Below are 18,649 nucleotides of genomic sequence, written 5' to 3'. Positions count from 1 at the left end.
CTTGCTTATAACCCTTTTTTACCCACTTTTTAAGGGGGTCGCCGCAGATGGGGGGATGATTAAGCAACCCGTATTGGCAAAGGTTTATCGGTTGGATACAACACACAGTAGGAGGTTATATCTTTACATTGGTGTCAACTTCAGGAGAAACATGCCCAATATCCAGTACTCTGTAACTAATTTTGCGCGATCGCCAACACTAAGCCTTAATAAATTCTTATATTAATAAAAAGCTACTACCTTACTAACGAGTCTTGAACTTTTCCCTAATTTATGTTTGTCAATACCTTCATCAGACGTCCAGTCCTGACGACGGTCTGTACGTTCATCATTTTGCTGCTGGGGAGCATCTGTATTCCGATCCTGCCGATTTCTCAGCTACCAGACCTCGCTCCGGTGCAAATCACCGTTACCTCCAACAATATTGGTGCGGATGCTCAAACAACAGAAAGTACTGTCACCAACATTATTGAGCGGCAAATTAATGGTGTTAAAGATGTATCTTATATATCTTCTAATACGGGTAATGATGGTTTTAGCAATATAACTGTCTCCTTCCCAACTAATGTCAATAGCGATATTGCTCAAGTAAACGTTCAAAATAAAGAAGGACTTGCTGACCCTCAACTGCCAGATACTGTTCAACGCACAGGTGTCACAGTTGAAACGGCATCGAGCAGTCTGCTTCTGGTCTTTGGGTTTTACTCAGAAAATAATGAGTATGACAACATTTTTATCAGTAACTATGTTGATCTGTTTATTTTTGATCAGATCAAACGACTTCCTGGCGTAGGAAAAGCCACGATTTTTGGAGAGCGCAAATATGCCATGCGTCTTTGGCTTGATCCCAACAAGCTTGCCCAACATCAACTAACTCCTCAAGATGTGGTAACTGCCCTGCAAGAACAAAATATTCAGGTGGGTGCAGGGGCAATTGGTAAGGAACCAGCACCAAATAATCAAAGCTTTGAATTTGCTTTACGGGCAACCAGCCGATTTAAAGATGCGGCTGAATTTGAGGATATGGTGCTAAAGGTAAGTCAAGGTGGCACCAGTAGCACCACTAATAGCAACACTAATAGCACCACTAATAGCAACACTAATAGCACCCTAGTTAAGGTCAGAGATGTCGGTCGAGTTGAACTGGGGGCAGAGAGCTATCTCGCTGATGCCAAATTTACCCTACCAGGAAGTACTCCCAAGGCAGCCGTGGGTTTGGGGATATATCAACTTCCAGGTAGTAATGCCCTGGACGTTGCCCATGCTGTTGAAGAGCAGATCGCAACACTATCGAAGAGTTTTCCACCTGGACTAAAAGCACAGTTGGCATTTGATACCACTCCATTTGTAGAAATTTCTTTAGAAGAAGTTTTACACACTCTGGTTGAGGCGATTATCCTGGTTGTCTTGGTAATTTTTGTCTTTTTGCAAGACTGGCGAACCACGATCATTCCCACTGTTGCGATCCCCGTCTCCCTGGTTGGGACATGTGCGGCTCTGTTGGTTTTAGGATTTCAGATTAATACACTGACCTTATTTGGTTTTGTCCTGGCGATCGGTATCGTCGTCGATGATGCGATTATTGTGGTGGAGGCAGTTGCAGTCAAACTGGAGCAGGGCATGAGACCCTTTGATGCTGCTGTCGAAGCTATGAAAGAGTTAACTGGGGCAATCATTGCCACTTCACTTGTACTCATGGCGGTATTTATTCCAGTTGCATTCATTCCGGGTACTACTGGGATTGTCTACAAACAATTTGCATTAACCGTTGCTTGCTCCATTGGCATCTCGACCTTCAATGCCTTAACCTTCTCTCCGACTATGGCAGCCATCCTGATGCGCCCAGCTCAGACTCCCCGGGGCCCTTTAGGCTGGTTTTTTTCGCAGTTTAATCGGGGATTTGGCTGGTTCACACGCCGCTATGTCGGGTTTGTTAGCTACCTTACCCATGTCAAGCCGATTGTAATTGGGGTTTTTATCACTGGTTTAGTAGCAACGGTTTTGATGTACAGAGCAGTGCCTACCGGATTTATTCCAGAGGAAGATCAGGGTTACTTCTTTGTAATTGTCCAGGGGCCTGATGGGGTTTCTTTGAAATACACCGAATCTGTGATGAATAAGGTTGTCAAAGAAGTAACATCTCTTCCCGAAGTTCAAGCTAGTTTTATGATCAGTGGCTTTGGTTTCGATGGCAATGCTTCTAATTTAGGCATTGCCTTTGCTAACCTGAAACCCTGGAAAGAGAGAACTCTAGAATCTCAGTCTGTCTATGGCATACTTCAGAGGATGAACAAAAAGCTCTCTGCAATTACAGAAGCTAGAGCGATCGCTGTGAATGCTCCTCCGGTTAGAGGGCTAAGTACTACGGGTGGTTTTGAGTTTATCATTCAAGACAAAACCGGAAGTGCGCCGATTCAAACCCTGGTTGATACTGCTAACAAATTCATTGCGGCGGCAAATAAAAAACCTGTTTTACAACGAGTTTTCACTCAGTTCACCGCAGATACTCCCCAATTTGACATCCAAGTGAACCGCAACCAAGCCAAAGCTCTCAACGTCGAACTCAACGACATCTTTGGAGCGTTGCAAAGTTACTTGGGGTCGCAATATGTGAATGACTTTGTGCAGGGACAGCGACAGTATCGAGTATATGTCCAAGCAGATGGAGTGTTCCGCTCTAATCCAGATGATATTGGCAAGCTGTATGTTCGCTCTGCAAGTGGGGCGATGATTCCGTTGAGCAATCTGGTGAAAGTTACTCCCTTTGTGGGGCCGAAAACCATTTCGCATTATAACTTGTACAGGTCTATTAAAGTCCAGGGCGCTCCTGCTCCTGGTTCTAGTTCTGGAGAAGCAATTAAAGCGATGGAGCAAGTTGCAGCAGAGGTTTTGCCTCAGGGATTTGGTTACGAGTGGACAGGGACTTATCTCCAAGAGAAGACATCTGGGGGAGCTACAGGTCTAATTTTTGGTTTAGCGATCATAATTGTCTTTCTGGTGCTATCGGCTCAGTATGAAAGCTACATTGACCCGCTGATTATTTTGCTGACGGTTCCCTTAGCAGTCTTGGGAGCGATGACAGCACTTTGGCTACGTTCCAATATTTTCATGGCAGGTAGCCTTTTCCCCAAAGTGGTGGATGATATCTATTGCCAGGTAGGTTTGGTGACTTTGATTGGTCTAGCCGCAAAGAACGCGATTTTAGTCGTGGAATTTGCCAATCAACTGCATGAGCAGGGCATGAGCTACACGCGGGCGGCGGTGAAAGCGGGGCAAGAACGTCTACGACCCATCTTAATGACTTCCTTTGCAGCACTGTTAGGATTTTTGCCCTTGGTGATCTCTCAAGGGGCTGGAGCCAGCAGCCGTTGGTCTTTAGGAACAGCGCTCTTTGGGGGGCTGATGCTTTCAACGTTCTTGAGTTTGTTCTTAGTGCCAATTCTTTACATCTTAATCAAGACTCTGGCTCAGGCTATATTTTCTCAGAAGCGATCGGGAGGTTCAAAGCCTCCAGATTCTCCTAATGGAGCTTCGGCATCTGAACATAAAGCTCTGCCTGCTGGCTCAAGTCAGCCAGAGACACAACTCAGGTCTCAGCAGGATGGGATAACCTGACTTTTGCCATCCGCCTTCTCTACGAAACCCTACGCGAACACAAAGGTTGTGTAATAACCAACCACGTCACAGTACTTAAATTCCTTCTAGTTTCCCTTCTCCTAAGTTGGGAGAAGGGGTTAGGGGATGAGGGCAATCCAAGAAGGCTTACTAGCGCTAATAGTCTGTGAAGTTTAAATTTATACGTAAGCAAGTTCGTAGTAAGGACTTAAGTCCTTATTTGATAAGCACTAAGGAGGAGCATCTAAATGAGTGTAAAAATACGCCTGCCCTGACGAATGGAATTCACGCGCCACTTGAGGCCAGTCCGCTCAAGTCGTCAGACCCTTTCGGCAGTTCCTCCTGGGGGAAACCCCCTTGGCACTAGCCTCTCCCTTTGGGAGAAGACCGGACTGCCTCACTACAAGGCTGGCTCCTCTACTTGGGAAGACCCCAAACGCGATAACATTTTCTGTAATTTCCTGCTTGCTAAAAAAATTAGTTGAATAGAAATTAAGTACTTAGATAAGGAAGAGTGAAATGGGACTTAGCGAGGGACTTTTGAACCCGACCAAAAAGGCTATGGTGATAAATGACTGTTGCAAGATGATCGAAGGACAGCTTGCATCCAAGTCAGGGATGAGCGGTATCGCGTTGAAAACTGCCTTCGCCGCCCTAAAGGGAGTTAAGCCAGGGTATATCCCTTACGTCGTTGAGCAGATTCTGCCACAGTGCTTCACAGCACTTGATCCCATCTGGAATGAAGGCGTAGAGAAAGGCAATCCAATTGAATACCTTAGTGGGAATCGCTCTCATACAGCAGACGCGCTACTGGGTGTCACCGATGCTAGAGCCAAGAACGTAAAGCGCCAAATCGTGCGAGGAACCTATGAAAAACTTCGCGGTTCAGCCAAAAAGCACGTAGAAGAAGCAGTGCCAGACTTAGCTAAAGTAATCGATAATTACACTAAGTCCTGAGCCAGAAGGGAAGAATCACAATAAACGTATGCCGCCGTTCGATGCGTCGGTGGCTGGCATACAAGGCAGATATTACACTATAGCTCCAAAGTGTTTGGCGAAAGTCTTAGAGATGCCATAACTACTAAATAAAAAAAGTGCAGTATTTAATTTCCTGATATTTTCCGAGTTAGCTTGAAACAGCAAATAATCAGAAACTATCTGAATTATTGTTTTAATAGGCTTGCAACTCATGAAAAAAGTTACCGTTTATCGATACCGCACTTATGGACTAATTGGGTTAATATCCTTAACCCTCATATTAAGTACAACTACATCTGCCCTAACACAGTTAGCAGACGATTCCCCAATTGGGCAAACTCCTATCCCTGCTTCTAACTTAATATGGCCGACTCAAGGATTTATTTCTCAAGGCTTCCACAAATATCAACATGAAGGAGTTGATATTGCAGGGGCATCTGGGACTCCTATTGTTGCTGCTGCATCGGGTACAGTTGTAAAAGCAGGTTGGGATGATTGGGGATTAGGCAATGCTATAACTATTAAACATCTTGACGGGGGCATCACTGTTTATGGTCACAATCGCCGTTTGTTAGTGAGCAAGGGTCAACAGGTCATTCAAGGTCAAATTATTGCTGAGATGGGATCTACAGGCAATAGTACAGCACCTCATCTGCACTTTGAAGTTCATCCAAATGGTCGAATAGCAGTTGACCCCCTTCGTCTGTTGACATCCTTAACTGCAAGTGTTGCTCCTGCTTCTAAAGTTCAGCAAGTAGATAACCCGAACCGCCCAGTCTCGACACCTCCAGTGGCAAAGCAAGTTTCATCTTCACAGCCAATTCCAATAGATTTTGCACCTGTAAGCACTGATACTGAATGCAATGGAGTTACCATCATTGAGGGTGAGACTGCAAGTATTCGTGTAAAAGTCTGTAAAGAAAATGGTCAGTTATTTTATATTGGGCAGTTGAAACAAGACCCAAGTAAGCCTATAAAGATATCAGCTTTGAATATTGGTAAAGGCAGATATCGAGCCGATAATGGTAGTTTTTATTATTTAGTCAGCCCTGAAAGAGTGGAAGTTTGGCGAAATGGGACTTACATGCATTCTGACAGATTTTATACTTTAACAAAATCGCCCTAAAGTTACCATCCAATATTTGTTCACAACTATACTGTATTGCAAGCGATCGCTTGAGTTGATCAATTTGCTAATATCAATTTATATTGAAGCTGCATAGAAAAGAGCTTCAAGAATAAAGTCATAGAAAGTTAAAGAAATAACACGCTCTCTTGTCAGATTACTGGTAACCTCGTGAAGGCGATGGCTACGGCAGGCTGCGCCTACACGAAGTTTATCAAGTGTGTTAAATACTTGAGGCTTAATGTAAGATTTAACAAACAGCCAAAATCTCTCAATAGGGTTGAGTTGTGGAGAATAGGGAGGTTGGCAGATGGGAATAATCTTTTCAGGTCATTTCAAATCATAAGACAAATGTGAGAAGAGCTTGGTCAACTTGAAGGAGTGCAATATCGTCTCCCAATTGCGATTGAGCAATTCAAGCACTTCTCCTTTTATTGCTAAATCTTGTCCGGCTGCGTTTTTGATTTCGAGTAACCCAGCCAAAAAAAAGTATACCTAAAGGAATACTTTACAAAATCAATACCTTCGCATAAAAAAGAGTATGAAGAGATAGGGCTAAAAAGTTGTCTTCAAAGAAATTACACCTGGATGATTGCCCCTCTCACTTCTTAGGATTTTATTCTTGAAGCCTTATCTAGCGCAGCTTGATAAAGAATTGGTATGACGTAGCATTGGTGTCAACTTAAGCGCAAACCCCTTTAAAACCTCGTTTCGTTTCCAGCCTCTGGCTGGAAATGCTCTTCAATTGCGGTGCCGCTAGTCTTGAGGCAAAGCCTCAGATTAGGCATTCCCAGTCAGAGACTGGGAACGAGACACGAGACAATCTCTAAAAGCTTGTTATAGGAAGGCTTTCACCTTAAGTTGACACGTATGGTGAGGTAGCCCTAATTTTTCCCATTCGGACGTTGAATAATCGTTTCCATCACCCGCCGCTTGGCCTTAGGATCAATACCTACCAAGCGAATATACTCACCGCTATATTCTGCTAAAGTTGCTTCCAAGTTTGATATTGCATCAGACTCTGCATCAATGTGGCTATGAGCACAAGTTTGCCATGAACCTGTGCGGAAACGGCGCTCATCTACGTGTTCAATAATAATTTTGTAACCTTGAGACAATAATTGCCTAATTTGTGCTTGTGTATCCAAGCTCAAATGGTTACTCAATACTTCCTGTTGCTGAAATCCATTAGTTTTTACTTCTTGAGTTACACCATTGCGTGGTGGCTGAATAATTGGTGTTACAGCAGGTGGTGCAGATTGAGAATTTCTACCCCGATTGAGTCGATTGTAATCATCAACCAAATGGGAATTTTCCACCCGTTTTTGTTCACCAACCAGGAAGTTACCAGACTCGATTAAGTGAGACAGGCTGAAATTTGGCTTTTTAAATTCTGGTGGCCCTTTAACGCTATTAACCACACTCAAGGATATCTGCTCAAAACCTACTTGATGGATGTAGTTGCGGATTTGTTCGTCATAAATGCGCGATCGCAAAGCGCTAAAAAAGTCAATGGACTGATTGACAAAAGTATCAACTAGCTGTTCAACTTCCCGCTGTGACAGTCCATCCGCTTCAAAAATTCCCTTGACAATTCCCACCTTATCGTCTCTGTCTGGTTCCCAGTAGAATTTCTCCATCCGTCCATCCCGAATTAACGGTGCATAGAGGGTGGAAAAATCATTACCTGTGACGATTATCGGCACACGATGTAAAGGCGTGGAATCATAGCTTCCAGGCAACTGCACATCTGTAGGATTATCAGCAATATTCATCAGTGTGGCATTCACCAACTGCGTATTTACAGTATATTGAGTGCCTTCATCAAAGCGTCCAGCACCTGCATCTAAATCGTTAATCATCAGTACACACATTTTGCCGCGTACTTTGATCAGTTCTGCTGTTTCCCGATAGCGCAGCCGAATCAACCGCGCCGGATCTCCTGCATCTGGACTTTCCAATTCGCCGCCAGATATGTTAGTCACTTCGATACCCATTTTCTCGAAGACTAATTGACATTGAAATGTTTTGCCTTCTCCTTTGCGTCCGTGAATACCCAAAATCACCGGGACTCGCACGCCAGGAAGCTTTAGAAAGTTTTTGGTGATGTGGACAGCCAATTTGTCCAGAAAGCGGGGAGCGATGTAGTAACCCATAAAATTATTTTTGCCTAGTACTGCTTAAAGTAATGTTAAGTTTTTTTGGTGATGATTGTTTATTTATCTTTTGGTAGAAAAGCAACGCTACCACACACGTTTTATTGGATATGCATCAAAAATTTTATCAGCACTTACTAAAGGTATATTTTCTACGAGTGCTTGTGCAATTAAAAGTCGATAGAATGGGTCACGGTGATGTAAAGATAGTGTAGCAACAACAGTAATATGATCTATGGTGATTGGCAGTAATTCAATACCATTCCTAATTATTTGCTGTTCGATAAACTCGTTAAAAGCTAGACCAAAGTTGAGTTTCCCAATGCTGTGCTTGATTGCCATTTCCCAAACACTAGCAATACTCAGTAGATTTTCATTATTTTCAATTTGTGATCGCATACTAACGCTGATTCTTCGATCACCCATCACAAACCAAATAAAAATATGAGTGTCCAGTAGCTGCCTCATTACATATATTCCTTAAAATCTTCTAGTGGTTCATCAAAGTCATCAGATATTGTCACAAGTCCCTTGGCACTACCATACTTAGGACGACGTTGAACTGGCGACACAGGAGTTAACTTCACCAAAGGTTGATTATCTTTGATAATGATTATTTCCTCACCACTAAGTGCTGCTTCAATTAAGTCGGGTAAATTTTTAGATGCTTCAGCTAGAGTAATGTACTGCACAAGTATCACCTTTTGATTATCAATTTACGATTCTATTCTGCATCACAAACTAAAAAAAACCTCCGAGTTTCCCGTCCTATAAAAAAAGAGAGGCAGAAAACTCTACCTCTCCTATTATCTAATCAACAAATTACTTAAAGCTTGCTAACTTTAGTATCTGTTGGTGTTGGGTTTGTGAACAATAAAGCTGAGAATTTGGCACTGCTTAATGTTGTCAAAACCTACAACACGGATATAGCTGGTGTTGAATTGAGAACGGCATCCTTGAACTTCGCTCAATACCTCTTGAGTAGATTTAGCACCGAACAAAGGCAGCTTCCACAGTGTCCAATATAATTCTGTTGGCTCAGAAGTTTCGTTAAACTCGATCGCTGGAATGTAACCTTGATTCAAAATGTACTGGATCTGCTTGGCAATTTGAGCGTCAGACAGAGGGGGCAGATAAGAAAGGGTTTCGTAACGACGCTCTTTTGGTAAAGTTTGCATAGCTTTTGATAATGGGTTGCGATTTTTTACTACTAGGTTGAGTGAACTAATTGGATAAGTTATCCAAATTCGGATCTGAAGTTGCTTGCTGTTCTGGTTGCAGACTGGGGCTAGATGTGTCTATTCGTGTGATGCGTTCTAAATGCTGGCGACGCTGCTCCATGTTGGCTTGTTGAATGCCAGTGCGAACCATTTCCGGTAAAAATTCAATGATTTCTTCGGCAATGTGTTCTCTGACAGTCATGATTCGCAAAGCCAAATCTGGTTTTTCTCGCAACAGTTGCTCAATGTATGATTCACCATTCTGAATTTTGCCAGACGAAAAGTTATGCAGCCAAAGTTCTAATGGAGGATTCGTTTCGCCTAGCTGTGCCAATACTGTCTTTAGAGCCTGATAAGTCAGGTAGCTTTGGACAGTCTTGGCTGTGTCCTTCGCAATTTGCTTAAGATTCATGCTTGACCCCAGCCCTGAAGAGTTATGAGTTATGAGTTATGAGTTATGAATTAATGCAAATCCTAACTCTTAACTCTTAACTCTTAACTGTTAACCCAGATCAGACGGTATCCATTGCTTCAAACTCGAACTTGATTTCTTTCCACAGTTCGCAAGCGACAGCTAGTTCAGGAGACCACTTAGCAGCTTCGCGGATGATATCGTTACCTTCACGAGCCAAGTTGCGGCCTTCGTTACGAGCTTGAATAACGGCTTCCAAGGCGACGCGGTTAGCGGTTGCACCAGGAGCGTTACCCCAAGGGTGTCCTAGAGTACCACCACCGAATTGTAGTACGGAGTCATCACCAAAGATTTCTACCAGCGCGGGCATGTGCCATACGTGGATACCACCAGAAGCAACTGCCATTACACCAGGTAGAGAAGCCCAGTCTTGGGTAAAGTAGATACCACGAGACTTGTCTTGCTCAATGTAGTTTTCACGCAACAGGTCAACGAAGCCCATTGTGATGCCGCGCTCACCTTCCAACTTACCAACTACGGTACCGGTATGGATGTGATCACCACCAGACAAACGTAGGGCTTTAGCCAATACACGGAAGTGGATACCGTGGTTTTTTTGACGGTCGATTACAGCGTGCATAGCACGGTGAATGTGGAGCAATATACCATTGTCGCGGCACCAACGAGCCAATGTGGTGTTGGCGGTGAAGCCTGCGGTGAGGTAGTCATGCATGATGATGGGCTGTTTGAGTTCTTTAGCGAACTCAGCCCGTTGCAACATTTGTTCACAGGTGGGGGCGGTGACGTTTAGGTAGTGACCTTTAATTTCACCGGTTTCTGCTTGGGCTTTGTTGATAGCTTCAGAAACGAACAAGAAGCGATCGCGCCATCTTTGGAATGGTGCAGAGTTGATGTTTTCGTCGTCTTTGGTGAAGTCCAAACCACCGCGTAAGCACTCGTATACAGCGCGTCCGTAGTTCTTAGCGGAAAGACCCAATTTAGGCTTAATGGTACAACCTAGCAAAGGACGACCGTATTTGTTTAACTTGTCGCGCTCAACTTGGATACCGTGAGGAGGCCCTTGGAAGGTCTTGATGTAAGCTACTGGAAAGCGAATATCTTCTAGACGCAGTGCCCGTAGAGCTTTAAAACCAAATACGTTACCGACAATTGAGGTCAATACGTTGGTTACAGAGCCTTCTTCAAACAAGTCCAAAGGATAGGCAACGTAGGCAATATATTGGTTGTCTTCACCGGGAACTGGTTCGATATCATAGCAACGACCTTTGTAGCGATCGAGGTCGGTGAGCAAGTCTGTCCACACAGTTGTCCAAGTACCTGTGGAAGACTCAGCCGCTACAGCCGCACCTGCTTCTTCGGGAGGAACACCAGGCTGGGGTGTCATGCGGAACGCAGCTAGAAGATCGGTATCTTTTGGTGTGTAATCGGGTGTGTAATAAGTTAGTCTGTAATCTTGTACACCTGCTTTATACCCAGATTTGCTCTGAGTCTTCGTTTGAGCGTAAGACATATTTTATCCTTCCCTGAAATCACTCTTTTTAATTATCAAATCACGTTTTGTGCAACTTCCCTTTACCGCGCTCTTTCCCCCCTTCTATGGGGAGAAGATCAGGGAAATTTTTTGTTAGGGGTTGTCTTTGGAAAAAGGTAGCAGTAGTAATCTGCCTTACCAGTGTTCTCTCCTTCTAGAGGTACACGTCTTAGCGCTTCTACTTTTCCCCCTTCCTACGAATCAAAATTCTTTTTTATCTCTTTTTCGCACCCAACTAAACCTTCTGAATTTCACCAAAACTTCCGCGCTTTACGGGCAGCATTTAGATAATACCCCTATAAATTGGGCTATTCGGGGGATTGGGCTGGCTGGCACATATTCCCGCCTCTACACTCCTCATATCTTCCCCGTTGATGGAAAAGATACCAGAAAAGAATTTACTTTACAGAGATTTAGCAGAGTGGTGAGCGAAAGATAAAAAATTCCACACTACGTAATTTGTAACTTGTTTCACAATATATCAAGAAATTAATAAGTTATTCTTAGAAAGTTTTTAACTTAACTATATGAATTTGTTATTACATAAAGATTTAAACATTTTGTTACAAATACTTTACAAAGTGTCATGAATAATTGTATTGAGCCTTTGGGGATTGGGGATTGGGGATTGGGGATTGGGGACTGGGGACTGGGGACTAGGGATTGGGAACTGGGAAAAACTTTTCCGATGCCGATTAAATTTGAGAAAAATTCCAGATGACGTTTAATTAATCCCAGTTAGGGGAACACTGGAATTAATCCAAAGCCAGTTTAGGTAACAGCTATGGGTACTGTCTCCAAAGGAAATGTCACCGTGGTATTGTTTTACAAGCGTGCTAGTTTATTAATTACTTCTATCTTGCTGGGGTTGATCGCTGTGCCAAGTATCGGATGGGCACAAAAAACCCCTGATATTAATTCATCTGATTTAACCCCAGTTTACCCACTTTCTGCACCGCGACCGCGAGTAAAACCCTTACCCGATGACCGGGGAGTACAAGAACATTCCCTAGAAACTGATTATCGTGTCGGCAACTTACTAGAAGATTTTACGGGCAATCTTTGGATAGGTTCTTGGCGGGGACTATCGCGGATTGATCCTAAAACCGGCAAGATTGTTTCTCGTGTTAGTTTACCGAATGTTACCATTGGTGCTTTAGCTCAAGACAAAGTTGGACGCTTGTGGGTGGGAAGTTATGAGGGACTAATCCGAGTAGATCCCCGCACTAACGAAATCACCGCGCAGAATTTATTTTTGCCTTCTAAACGGATGTTGTCACTGTTACTTGACAAGCGGGGTTATTTGTGGACTGGAACCGATAGTGGTTTAGCCCTAATTAGTCCCGACCAAGGCTTGATTATGACAACATTAAAAAATCTGCCTGGTGTCAGCGCCAATACTTTGACTTTAGATGCTGAAGGTCAACTGTGGGTTGGCACTCTTGATGGATTAGTGCGGGTAAATACTGCTAGTGCAACGATTATGAAGCGGATAGCCGATTTACCAGGGACGACTGTACAAGCCTTAGCTATTAGTCCAGAAGGATTAATTTGGGCGGGAATGCCGAATAATTTGCTAGTTATTAACCCAAAAACTGGTGCAGTGTTGCGGTCTGTGACTCGCCTACGTGGGCGTAACGTGACAGCAGTACGTTTTGCTAAAGATGGTAGTGTTTGGGTCGGGACTAACAATGGTTTGTTACGATTAAATCCAAATACAGGAGCTGTGTTAGACCCAGAAGTTGCTGGACTCCCTTCAAGTAGGATTCTTGCCCTTGCACCTGACATCGGCAATAAATTATGGATAGGTACTAGTGAAGGTCTAGCTTGGTTAATGCCCAAAACGAACAGTGCAAAAACCCATATTGCTTTCAGTCGCGCCGTTAAGTAGGGACTGGGGACTAGAAAAATTTATTTCTAATACCCAATACTTAATAACCAATACCTAATCCCCAATCCAAAATCTAAAATTGGCAATGGCAATCACTACCCAGCAATTAATTCAATGGAAACAACAGGGACGTTCAATTGTGGCATTGACCGCCTGGGATTATGCGATCGCTCAACTCCTCGACGCAGCTGGTGTAGACTTAATCCTTGTGGGTGACTCTATGGCAGTAATTCTAGGGTATGAAACAACACTACCCATAACTTTGGATGAGATGATATACCACACTAAATCAGTGCGTCGAGGAGTTAAACGTGCATTAGTGGTTGTAGATTTACCATTTTTGACGTATCAAGAAAGTCTCCAGCAAGCGATGCATTCAGCTGGGCGGGTACTGAAGGAAACAGGCGCTCAAGCGGTAAAATTGGAAGGTGGCTATCCAGCGATCGCAGAAACTGTGGCTCGTTTAGTACAAGCCGGAATTCCGGTAATGGGTCATGTAGGTTTGACACCGCAATCAATACATCAACTTGGTTTGCGACAACAGGGAAAGAGCCAGGAAACCGGAGAAAGAATTTTAAATGAAGCGATCGCTCTCGAACAAGCTGGTGTATTTTCTCTAGTTTTAGAGCATATCCCCGCAGATTTAGCAATGCAGATTACACAAAAACTGAGCATTCCAACAATTGGTATCGGCGCAGGAACTCACTGCGATGGACAAGTTTTAGTTACCTCAGATGTAATCGGGCTTACAGAGAAGCATCCACCCTTTGCCAAAGTTTACACAAACTTGCGCGAGACGATTACCAAAGCCGTGCAAGATTATGCTGTGGAAGTCAGAGAACGGAAGTTTCCATCATAAATAAAGTGACTGGCGACTAGGGATTGGGAAAAACTCTTACTTTATTTCCTATTCCTTAATTTCTATGACCATTATGAACTAATACCAGAAAATAAATGGAGTTTAAGAGGATGTTTTAAAAGTCCTGGAAGGTATAGTTTTGCCGTTCAGACTTAGGTTAATGACGAAAAATCAAGGTTTAAGTCATGTCCTGAGATGCTTCACAGTGCTTACCATGAAACCAAAAGACCCTTTTAAAACATCCTCTTATGGCGTTATCGCAGCCTGATTCTGTCCGGAGTATTGTAATTAATCAACAATAGTAAAATTACCGGCCACTAGAGTGGGAGTACCCACTGCAAATGTTGCAAATTGACCTCCTTCGAGAGTAGAACTAAATCCAGATGTTGCACCATTTGGGTTATAAAACAGGCTACGAGTCCCTGTACTGTAAACAATGTTGGCAGTACTTATTTCAGCATCTGCGTCGGTAGCCACAGAAGCAAAGATAAAACCAGAAGAACCCAAAACGGTAAAAGTATCTCTCGATAGTTCGATTTTGTCCGTATTACCTGCAAGTTGTCTGAAGTCGTTGATTATATCTATTCCGAGGTCAGTAGCCGTAAATGGTGAACCAGTGTCAAATATAAACGTATCGTTGCCTGCTCCCCCAAATAAATCGTCCTTGCCACTATCTCCTTGAAGGATATCGTCGCCGCCTTGTCCTCGTAGAACATCGTTGCCACTACTGCCAAGGAGAGTATCATTACCGTTCCCTCCATATAGGTTGTCATCAAGACTGCCCCCATCAATTTTGTCTTGACCAATCCCACCATAAAGGACATCGTAACCTGCTCCTCCATCAATAAAATGGTTACCAGTAACACCAAAGAGGTCAACAGTGTCGTTACCCGCCCCGGCAAAAACAACCTGATTGCCAGGCGTAGTTATAGTAGAGGCATCAATGTTGTCATCACCGTCGGTTCCCTCAACGGTTATTACGGCATTTGCTTTAGCGATCGCAAATTTTATGACATCAGCCACATTCTCGCTGTTACTATCAAGAGTTGTCACAATACCCCGACCTAAACTGCTAACCAGCCCGTCGTAAGTACTTTTAACATCACTGGTAGCTAGAAAAACAGGAATAATATCATTTGCGATCAGAGCCGCCTGTACTTGTGTAATATCTGGATAATCTTCATTAGGATCGATTACGCCATCTCCGTTATTAGCCACTACAGTGGTAGGAGTCGGACTAGCGTTCTTCAAATCCCCTGCAACGTGATAGGTTGCATCGGTAGCTAGGAAAACTAAACGCTTTGAGCCTACTCTGTAACCGATACTACTATCTAAGGCAGCGTGTAAAAGCGCCTCTAATTGTGATTCGGGTTCGTCATTACCGCCACCAACAACAAAGTTACCTACTGCTGTCTTGACTTGTCTTGCATCAGTGGTTAAAGAAACCTCTTTTTGATAAACATAATCACCAGGACTACCTAAAGGCGATACTGGTTTATCTTTGAAAGAGGCAAGACCAAATTCAAGATCATTACCAAAAATCTGAGTTAAATAAGGGCTGGTTAATCGGTTTACTACCGCAGGAAGTAAAACCTTCAGTTTGGGTAAGTCATCATAGTACGATCCAGTCAAGTCTTGTAGAAAAACGATGTCATTTGTGGGCATACAGTTAGTATCTAGGTAAAGTAAATTTTTCTCCTTAGCTTTCATAATACAGACTGTGTTACACAATAACAAGCATATTGCTTGATAATAATATGCTAGTAGTACTGTGTATCCGTATTCACAGCTTCTACATTGATATTTTTTTGCTCAAATGCCAACTTTCCAAACATCCTCTAAAGATTTGTCACTTAGCTGGCAGAGGCGCTCCAGGCGCAAAGAAAAATTGAGTTTTCGTACTTTTGTACAAGAGTTTAGAATTATTTGTACTCCAACTCAGCAACACTCTACTTGTTGATACGTTCTACGGTCGATGCTGGTGGATACTGACCAGATGCGATTAAAGCTTATCGCTCTAGGTGCGTAAACGTCGCCACTGTTAAAATCTAAAATGCATACTGTGACTTATCCAATGTCTTTCTGATGTTGAATCACAGCCTCGTCTAATCGAAAATGCTCTCCCCAAAAGTCTCTACGAGGATTGAAGAACCGCACAACTTCTCCAGTTTGCCAATTAATTGACCCCAAATAAGTTTATTTAATTTCACTTCTGTGATGCTGATGGATACTTAATAATATAGGAACTAAAAATTGAACTATGGAACAACAACCGATACAAGTAATTGGAGGTGGACTAGCTGGAACTGAAGCAGCTTGGCAAATAGCCCAAGCTGGAGTACCAGTAATTCTCCATGAAATGCGTCCAAAACGCTTCAGCCCTGCTCATCATACAGAACATCTGGCAGAATTAGTATGTAGTAATTCCTTTGGGGCAATGGCAAGCGATCGCGCAGCTGGATTATTGCACGAAGAATTACGCCAACTTGGTTCTATCGTCATCTCTAAAGCTGATGAACACGCTGTTCCGGCAGGTGGGGCGCTAGCTGTAGACAGGGGACAATTTGGCCAAGACTTGACTCAAACTTTAGCACATCATCCTTTAATTGAATTTCGTCGGGGTGAAGTGTCTGCGATTCCAGAAGGAATTGTGGTTTTGGCAACTGGGCCTTTAACCAGTCCTGACTTAGCCCAAGATTTGCACCGCTTTACCGGGATGGAATACCTCAGCTTTTTCGATGCGGCTAGTCCGATTATTGTGGGAGAATCGATTAACCGTGACGTTGCTTTTATGGCATCACGTTATGACAAAGGTGAAGCCGCTTATCTCAACTGCCCAATGAATAAAGAGCAGTACTTGCAGTTTCGAGAAGAACTATGTATTGCTGAACAAATAGAACTCAAAGGTTTTGAACGGGAAACGGCGAAATTTTTTGAAGCTTGTTTACCCATTGAAGAACTAGCACAGCGGGGGGAAGATACTATGCGCTACGGCCCCCTAAAGCCAGTAGGATTGTCAGATACTCGCACAGGCGAACGTGCTTATGCTGTGGTGCAGTTGCGACAAGAAGATAAAGCCGGTCAACTGTGGAATATGGTAGGATTCCAAACTAATCTGCGTTGGGGTGAGCAAAAGCGAATATTTCAGCTAATTCCCAGTTTGGAAAAGGCAGAGTTTGTGCGGTTGGGAGTGATGCACCGCAATACTTTTATTAATGCTCCTGGGCTAATCCATCCGACTCTGCAATTTAAAGAGCGCCCGACATTGTTAGCTGCTGGACAGTTGATTGGTACTGAAGGCTACACCGCAGCGGCTGCGGGTGGCTGCTTGGCGGGAATTAATGCAGCGCGGCTAGCTTTGGGTAAAGAACCTTTGATTTTACCACCAACAACAATGATGGGTGCGTTATTGGAATTTATTAGTTCTGCTTCGCCGAAGCATTTCCAACCAATGCCGCCCAACTTTGGGATTTTTCCCGAACTGGGTGCGAAAATCAAAAGTAAACAAGAGCGTTATGGACGTTACCGCGATCGCTCTTTAACTGATCTAGCAAACTGGAAAGCTAATCATAATTAACGAGCATGGGGAGCCACTGCGTTGTCGGGGTTCCCCCGGTTGAAGCTTGACAGTATAATCGAGCATTGTTTGAATCAAGCGATCGCGATCATGCGCCCATCAGTTTTTGCCCCCACCGCCACTTCATACATCCGCTGTTCAACTAACTAAGAATTTTTTTAGAAACATCATCAGGTGATATCTGACGAGAAGTACACATCTACGTGTAGTTTATTTAAGATCTGATTTTAAATTTATTTTGTTTAATAAAACTTAAAATAGGTTTATTATCCTTTAAAATCTTTTGCAGAAATTTAGGTAAGATATATGGCTGATATTGTTGATATTGCAGTTACGGCTGAGTCTTTTAAAACACTGGTGGCGGCTGTACAAGCTGCTGGTTTAGTAGAAACATTAAAAAGTCCTGGGCCGTTCACCGTCTTTGCACCAAATGACGATGCTTTTGCCAAGTTACCAGCGGGAACTATCCAAACTCTGTTACAGAATATTCCCCAGCTAACGCGGATTCTAAAGTATCATGTCGTTCCAGGAAAGCTGCTACAGGCTGATTTGGCACAACTCGGTACGGTTAATTCTGTAGAAGGTTCACCCATTAAAATTGATTCTTCTGATGGTTTTGAAGTTAAAAATGCCACAGTTCTAGCAGCAGATATTGAAGCTGATAATGGTGTGGTACACGTTATCGATACAGTGATTTTACCGGGTTAATTCAGCTAGGGTGGGTGGTTTTCCACCCTACTTATCCAAAATCTTTATAATTAACTAACTATTCGTAGTATCAAAATGGAACTAAATAGTTTAACTTATGTTATATTTGCAATGTGATTACTCACTGATATATGAATGTAGATTTAGTTATTTTAAAATAGAATAAATTAAATTCTTAAAAAGCTAACGTCTATCCCAACAAATTAATGCTCGATTTTAACACCTTAATTGAGTTCTCTCGTGGCAACTGCGTAAGTATTTGTGCATTTCTCGTCCCAGCGAACTTGCTTGTCACAATTTTAACGATGAGCTTGGTAGCGTTACGTCGCCCATCATATCAAGTGTGGCAATCTGCTGGAATTGCCAGCTTTTTCGCTTCCGTGATGATATTGCACGTATATACTTGGTTCATGATTGGGGTAGTGATGGCTCCTACTTATATCTTGCTGTGGCTAGCAATTACTTGTTTGGTGACTAATTTGGCAGCAATTCTTTTTCAAAGACGCTACGGTAATAGCCCTAGTCTTTCCAACAACGCCTGAAATTTAGGGACTT

The 18,649-nt window shown here is 43.1% G+C and carries 16 protein-coding genes; 8 read left to right on the top strand and 8 right to left on the bottom strand.

Going from position 1 to position 18,649, the window contains the following annotated elements:
- Positions 1 to 273 precede the first annotated feature (273 nt).
- The 3 genes from V7K35_RS25835 (at position 274) to V7K35_RS25825 (ending at position 5,719) form a co-directional block, all read left to right on the top strand.
- The gene (locus tag V7K35_RS25835) at positions 274 to 3,615 is read left to right on the top strand and encodes an efflux RND transporter permease subunit (RefSeq protein WP_335082890.1); all 3,342 of its coding nucleotides are present in this window, start codon (positions 274 to 276) and stop codon (positions 3,613 to 3,615) included.
- A gap of 519 nt (positions 3,616 to 4,134) precedes the next feature.
- Positions 4,135 to 4,572: a DUF6918 family protein gene (locus V7K35_RS25830; protein ID WP_334724482.1), complete on the top strand. Its 438-nt coding sequence runs from the start codon at positions 4,135 to 4,137 to the stop codon at positions 4,570 to 4,572.
- A 232-nt stretch (positions 4,573 to 4,804) separates the two neighbouring features.
- Complete coding sequence (locus tag V7K35_RS25825) at positions 4,805 to 5,719, top strand: M23 family metallopeptidase (RefSeq protein WP_335082888.1); 915 nt, start codon at positions 4,805 to 4,807, stop codon at positions 5,717 to 5,719.
- Positions 5,720 to 5,797: 78 nt separating this feature from the next.
- On the opposite strand, the gene V7K35_RS29830 is transcribed toward V7K35_RS25825, so the two are convergent.
- The 7 genes from V7K35_RS29830 to V7K35_RS25795 form a co-directional block, all read right to left on the bottom strand.
- Positions 5,798 to 6,031: a transposase gene (locus V7K35_RS29830; RefSeq protein ID WP_442939766.1), complete on the bottom strand. Its 234-nt coding sequence runs from the start codon at positions 6,029 to 6,031 to the stop codon at positions 5,798 to 5,800.
- 572 nt (positions 6,032 to 6,603) lie between these two features.
- The gene (locus tag V7K35_RS25820) at positions 6,604 to 7,875 is read right to left on the bottom strand and encodes a ribulose bisphosphate carboxylase small subunit (RefSeq protein ID WP_335082886.1); all 1,272 of its coding nucleotides are present in this window, start codon (positions 7,873 to 7,875) and stop codon (positions 6,604 to 6,606) included.
- An 87-nt stretch (positions 7,876 to 7,962) separates the two neighbouring features.
- Positions 7,963 to 8,343, bottom strand: coding sequence for a type II toxin-antitoxin system VapC family toxin (locus V7K35_RS25815; protein WP_335082884.1), 381 nt, complete (start codon positions 8,341 to 8,343; stop codon positions 7,963 to 7,965).
- On the bottom strand, positions 8,343 to 8,567 hold the full coding sequence (locus V7K35_RS25810; protein ID WP_335082882.1) for a type II toxin-antitoxin system Phd/YefM family antitoxin: 225 nt from the start codon (positions 8,565 to 8,567) through the stop codon (positions 8,343 to 8,345). The genes V7K35_RS25815 and V7K35_RS25810 overlap by 1 nt, the downstream gene beginning before the upstream one ends.
- A gap of 150 nt (positions 8,568 to 8,717) precedes the next feature.
- Entirely contained in the window at positions 8,718 to 9,053 is a 336-nt protein-coding gene (locus V7K35_RS25805; RefSeq protein WP_335082880.1) for a ribulose bisphosphate carboxylase small subunit, read from the bottom strand.
- 46 nt (positions 9,054 to 9,099) lie between these two features.
- On the bottom strand, positions 9,100 to 9,507 hold the full coding sequence (gene rcbX / locus V7K35_RS25800) for a RuBisCO chaperone RbcX (RefSeq protein WP_335082878.1): 408 nt from the start codon (positions 9,505 to 9,507) through the stop codon (positions 9,100 to 9,102).
- Between the two features lie 100 nt (positions 9,508 to 9,607).
- The gene (locus V7K35_RS25795) at positions 9,608 to 11,038 is read right to left on the bottom strand and encodes a form I ribulose bisphosphate carboxylase large subunit (protein ID WP_335082876.1); all 1,431 of its coding nucleotides are present in this window, start codon (positions 11,036 to 11,038) and stop codon (positions 9,608 to 9,610) included.
- An 805-nt stretch (positions 11,039 to 11,843) separates the two neighbouring features.
- On the opposite strand from V7K35_RS25795, the gene V7K35_RS25790 reads away from it, so the two are divergent.
- Complete coding sequence (locus V7K35_RS25790; protein WP_335082874.1) at positions 11,844 to 12,950, top strand: ligand-binding sensor domain-containing protein; 1,107 nt, start codon at positions 11,844 to 11,846, stop codon at positions 12,948 to 12,950.
- Positions 12,951 to 13,035: 85 nt separating this feature from the next.
- Entirely contained in the window at positions 13,036 to 13,809 is a 774-nt protein-coding gene (gene panB / locus V7K35_RS25785) for a 3-methyl-2-oxobutanoate hydroxymethyltransferase (RefSeq protein WP_335082872.1), read from the top strand.
- A gap of 288 nt (positions 13,810 to 14,097) precedes the next feature.
- On the opposite strand, the gene V7K35_RS25780 is transcribed toward panB, so the two are convergent.
- On the bottom strand, positions 14,098 to 15,519 hold the full coding sequence (locus tag V7K35_RS25780; RefSeq protein WP_335082871.1) for a VWA domain-containing protein: 1,422 nt from the start codon (positions 15,517 to 15,519) through the stop codon (positions 14,098 to 14,100).
- Positions 15,520 to 16,069: 550 nt separating this feature from the next.
- Between V7K35_RS25780 and trmFO the strand changes: the two genes are divergently transcribed.
- From trmFO to V7K35_RS25765, 3 genes are all read left to right on the top strand, one after another.
- The gene (gene trmFO, locus V7K35_RS25775; protein WP_335082869.1) at positions 16,070 to 17,386 is read left to right on the top strand and encodes an FADH(2)-oxidizing methylenetetrahydrofolate--tRNA-(uracil(54)-C(5))-methyltransferase TrmFO; all 1,317 of its coding nucleotides are present in this window, start codon (positions 16,070 to 16,072) and stop codon (positions 17,384 to 17,386) included.
- Positions 17,387 to 17,692: 306 nt separating this feature from the next.
- Complete coding sequence (locus V7K35_RS25770) at positions 17,693 to 18,094, top strand: fasciclin domain-containing protein (protein ID WP_292871282.1); 402 nt, start codon at positions 17,693 to 17,695, stop codon at positions 18,092 to 18,094.
- 206 nt (positions 18,095 to 18,300) lie between these two features.
- Positions 18,301 to 18,636, top strand: a complete 336-nt coding sequence (locus V7K35_RS25765) for a hypothetical protein (RefSeq protein ID WP_334793123.1) — start codon at positions 18,301 to 18,303, stop codon at positions 18,634 to 18,636.
- The last annotated feature ends 13 nt before the right edge of the window (positions 18,637 to 18,649 follow it).

The organism is Nostoc sp., from assembly GCF_036917275.1.
Classification (GTDB): Bacteria; Cyanobacteriota; Cyanobacteriia; order Cyanobacteriales; family Nostocaceae; genus Nostoc.
The sequence above is the reverse complement of the archived record's forward strand: the minus strand, read 5'-3'. Positions and strand labels throughout refer to the sequence as shown.

What these genes read in the sequence shown, in the direction of transcription:
- V7K35_RS25835 (WP_335082890.1), top strand. Translation starts at nt 274, where the DNA reads ATGTTTGTCAATACCTTCATCAGACGTCCAGTCCTGACGACGGTCTGT.
- V7K35_RS25830 (WP_334724482.1), top strand. Translation starts at nt 4,135, where the DNA reads ATGGGACTTAGCGAGGGACTTTTGAACCCGACCAAAAAGGCTATGGTG.
- V7K35_RS25825 (WP_335082888.1), top strand. Translation starts at nt 4,805, where the DNA reads ATGAAAAAAGTTACCGTTTATCGATACCGCACTTATGGACTAATTGGG.
- V7K35_RS25820 (WP_335082886.1), bottom strand. Translation starts at nt 7,875, where the DNA reads ATGGGTTACTACATCGCTCCCCGCTTTCTGGACAAATTGGCTGTCCAC.
- V7K35_RS25815 (WP_335082884.1), bottom strand. Translation starts at nt 8,343, where the DNA reads ATGAGGCAGCTACTGGACACTCATATTTTTATTTGGTTTGTGATGGGT.
- V7K35_RS25805 (WP_335082880.1), bottom strand. Translation starts at nt 9,053, where the DNA reads ATGCAAACTTTACCAAAAGAGCGTCGTTACGAAACCCTTTCTTATCTG.
- rcbX (WP_335082878.1), bottom strand. Translation starts at nt 9,507, where the DNA reads ATGAATCTTAAGCAAATTGCGAAGGACACAGCCAAGACTGTCCAAAGC.
- V7K35_RS25795 (WP_335082876.1), bottom strand. Translation starts at nt 11,038, where the DNA reads ATGTCTTACGCTCAAACGAAGACTCAGAGCAAATCTGGGTATAAAGCA.
- V7K35_RS25790 (WP_335082874.1), top strand. Translation starts at nt 11,844, where the DNA reads ATGGGTACTGTCTCCAAAGGAAATGTCACCGTGGTATTGTTTTACAAG.
- panB (WP_335082872.1), top strand. Translation starts at nt 13,036, where the DNA reads ATGGCAATCACTACCCAGCAATTAATTCAATGGAAACAACAGGGACGT.
- V7K35_RS25780 (WP_335082871.1), bottom strand. Translation starts at nt 15,519, where the DNA reads ATGAAAGCTAAGGAGAAAAATTTACTTTACCTAGATACTAACTGTATG.
- trmFO (WP_335082869.1), top strand. Translation starts at nt 16,070, where the DNA reads ATGGAACAACAACCGATACAAGTAATTGGAGGTGGACTAGCTGGAACT.
- V7K35_RS25770 (WP_292871282.1), top strand. Translation starts at nt 17,693, where the DNA reads ATGGCTGATATTGTTGATATTGCAGTTACGGCTGAGTCTTTTAAAACA.
- V7K35_RS25765 (WP_334793123.1), top strand. Translation starts at nt 18,301, where the DNA reads ATGCTCGATTTTAACACCTTAATTGAGTTCTCTCGTGGCAACTGCGTA.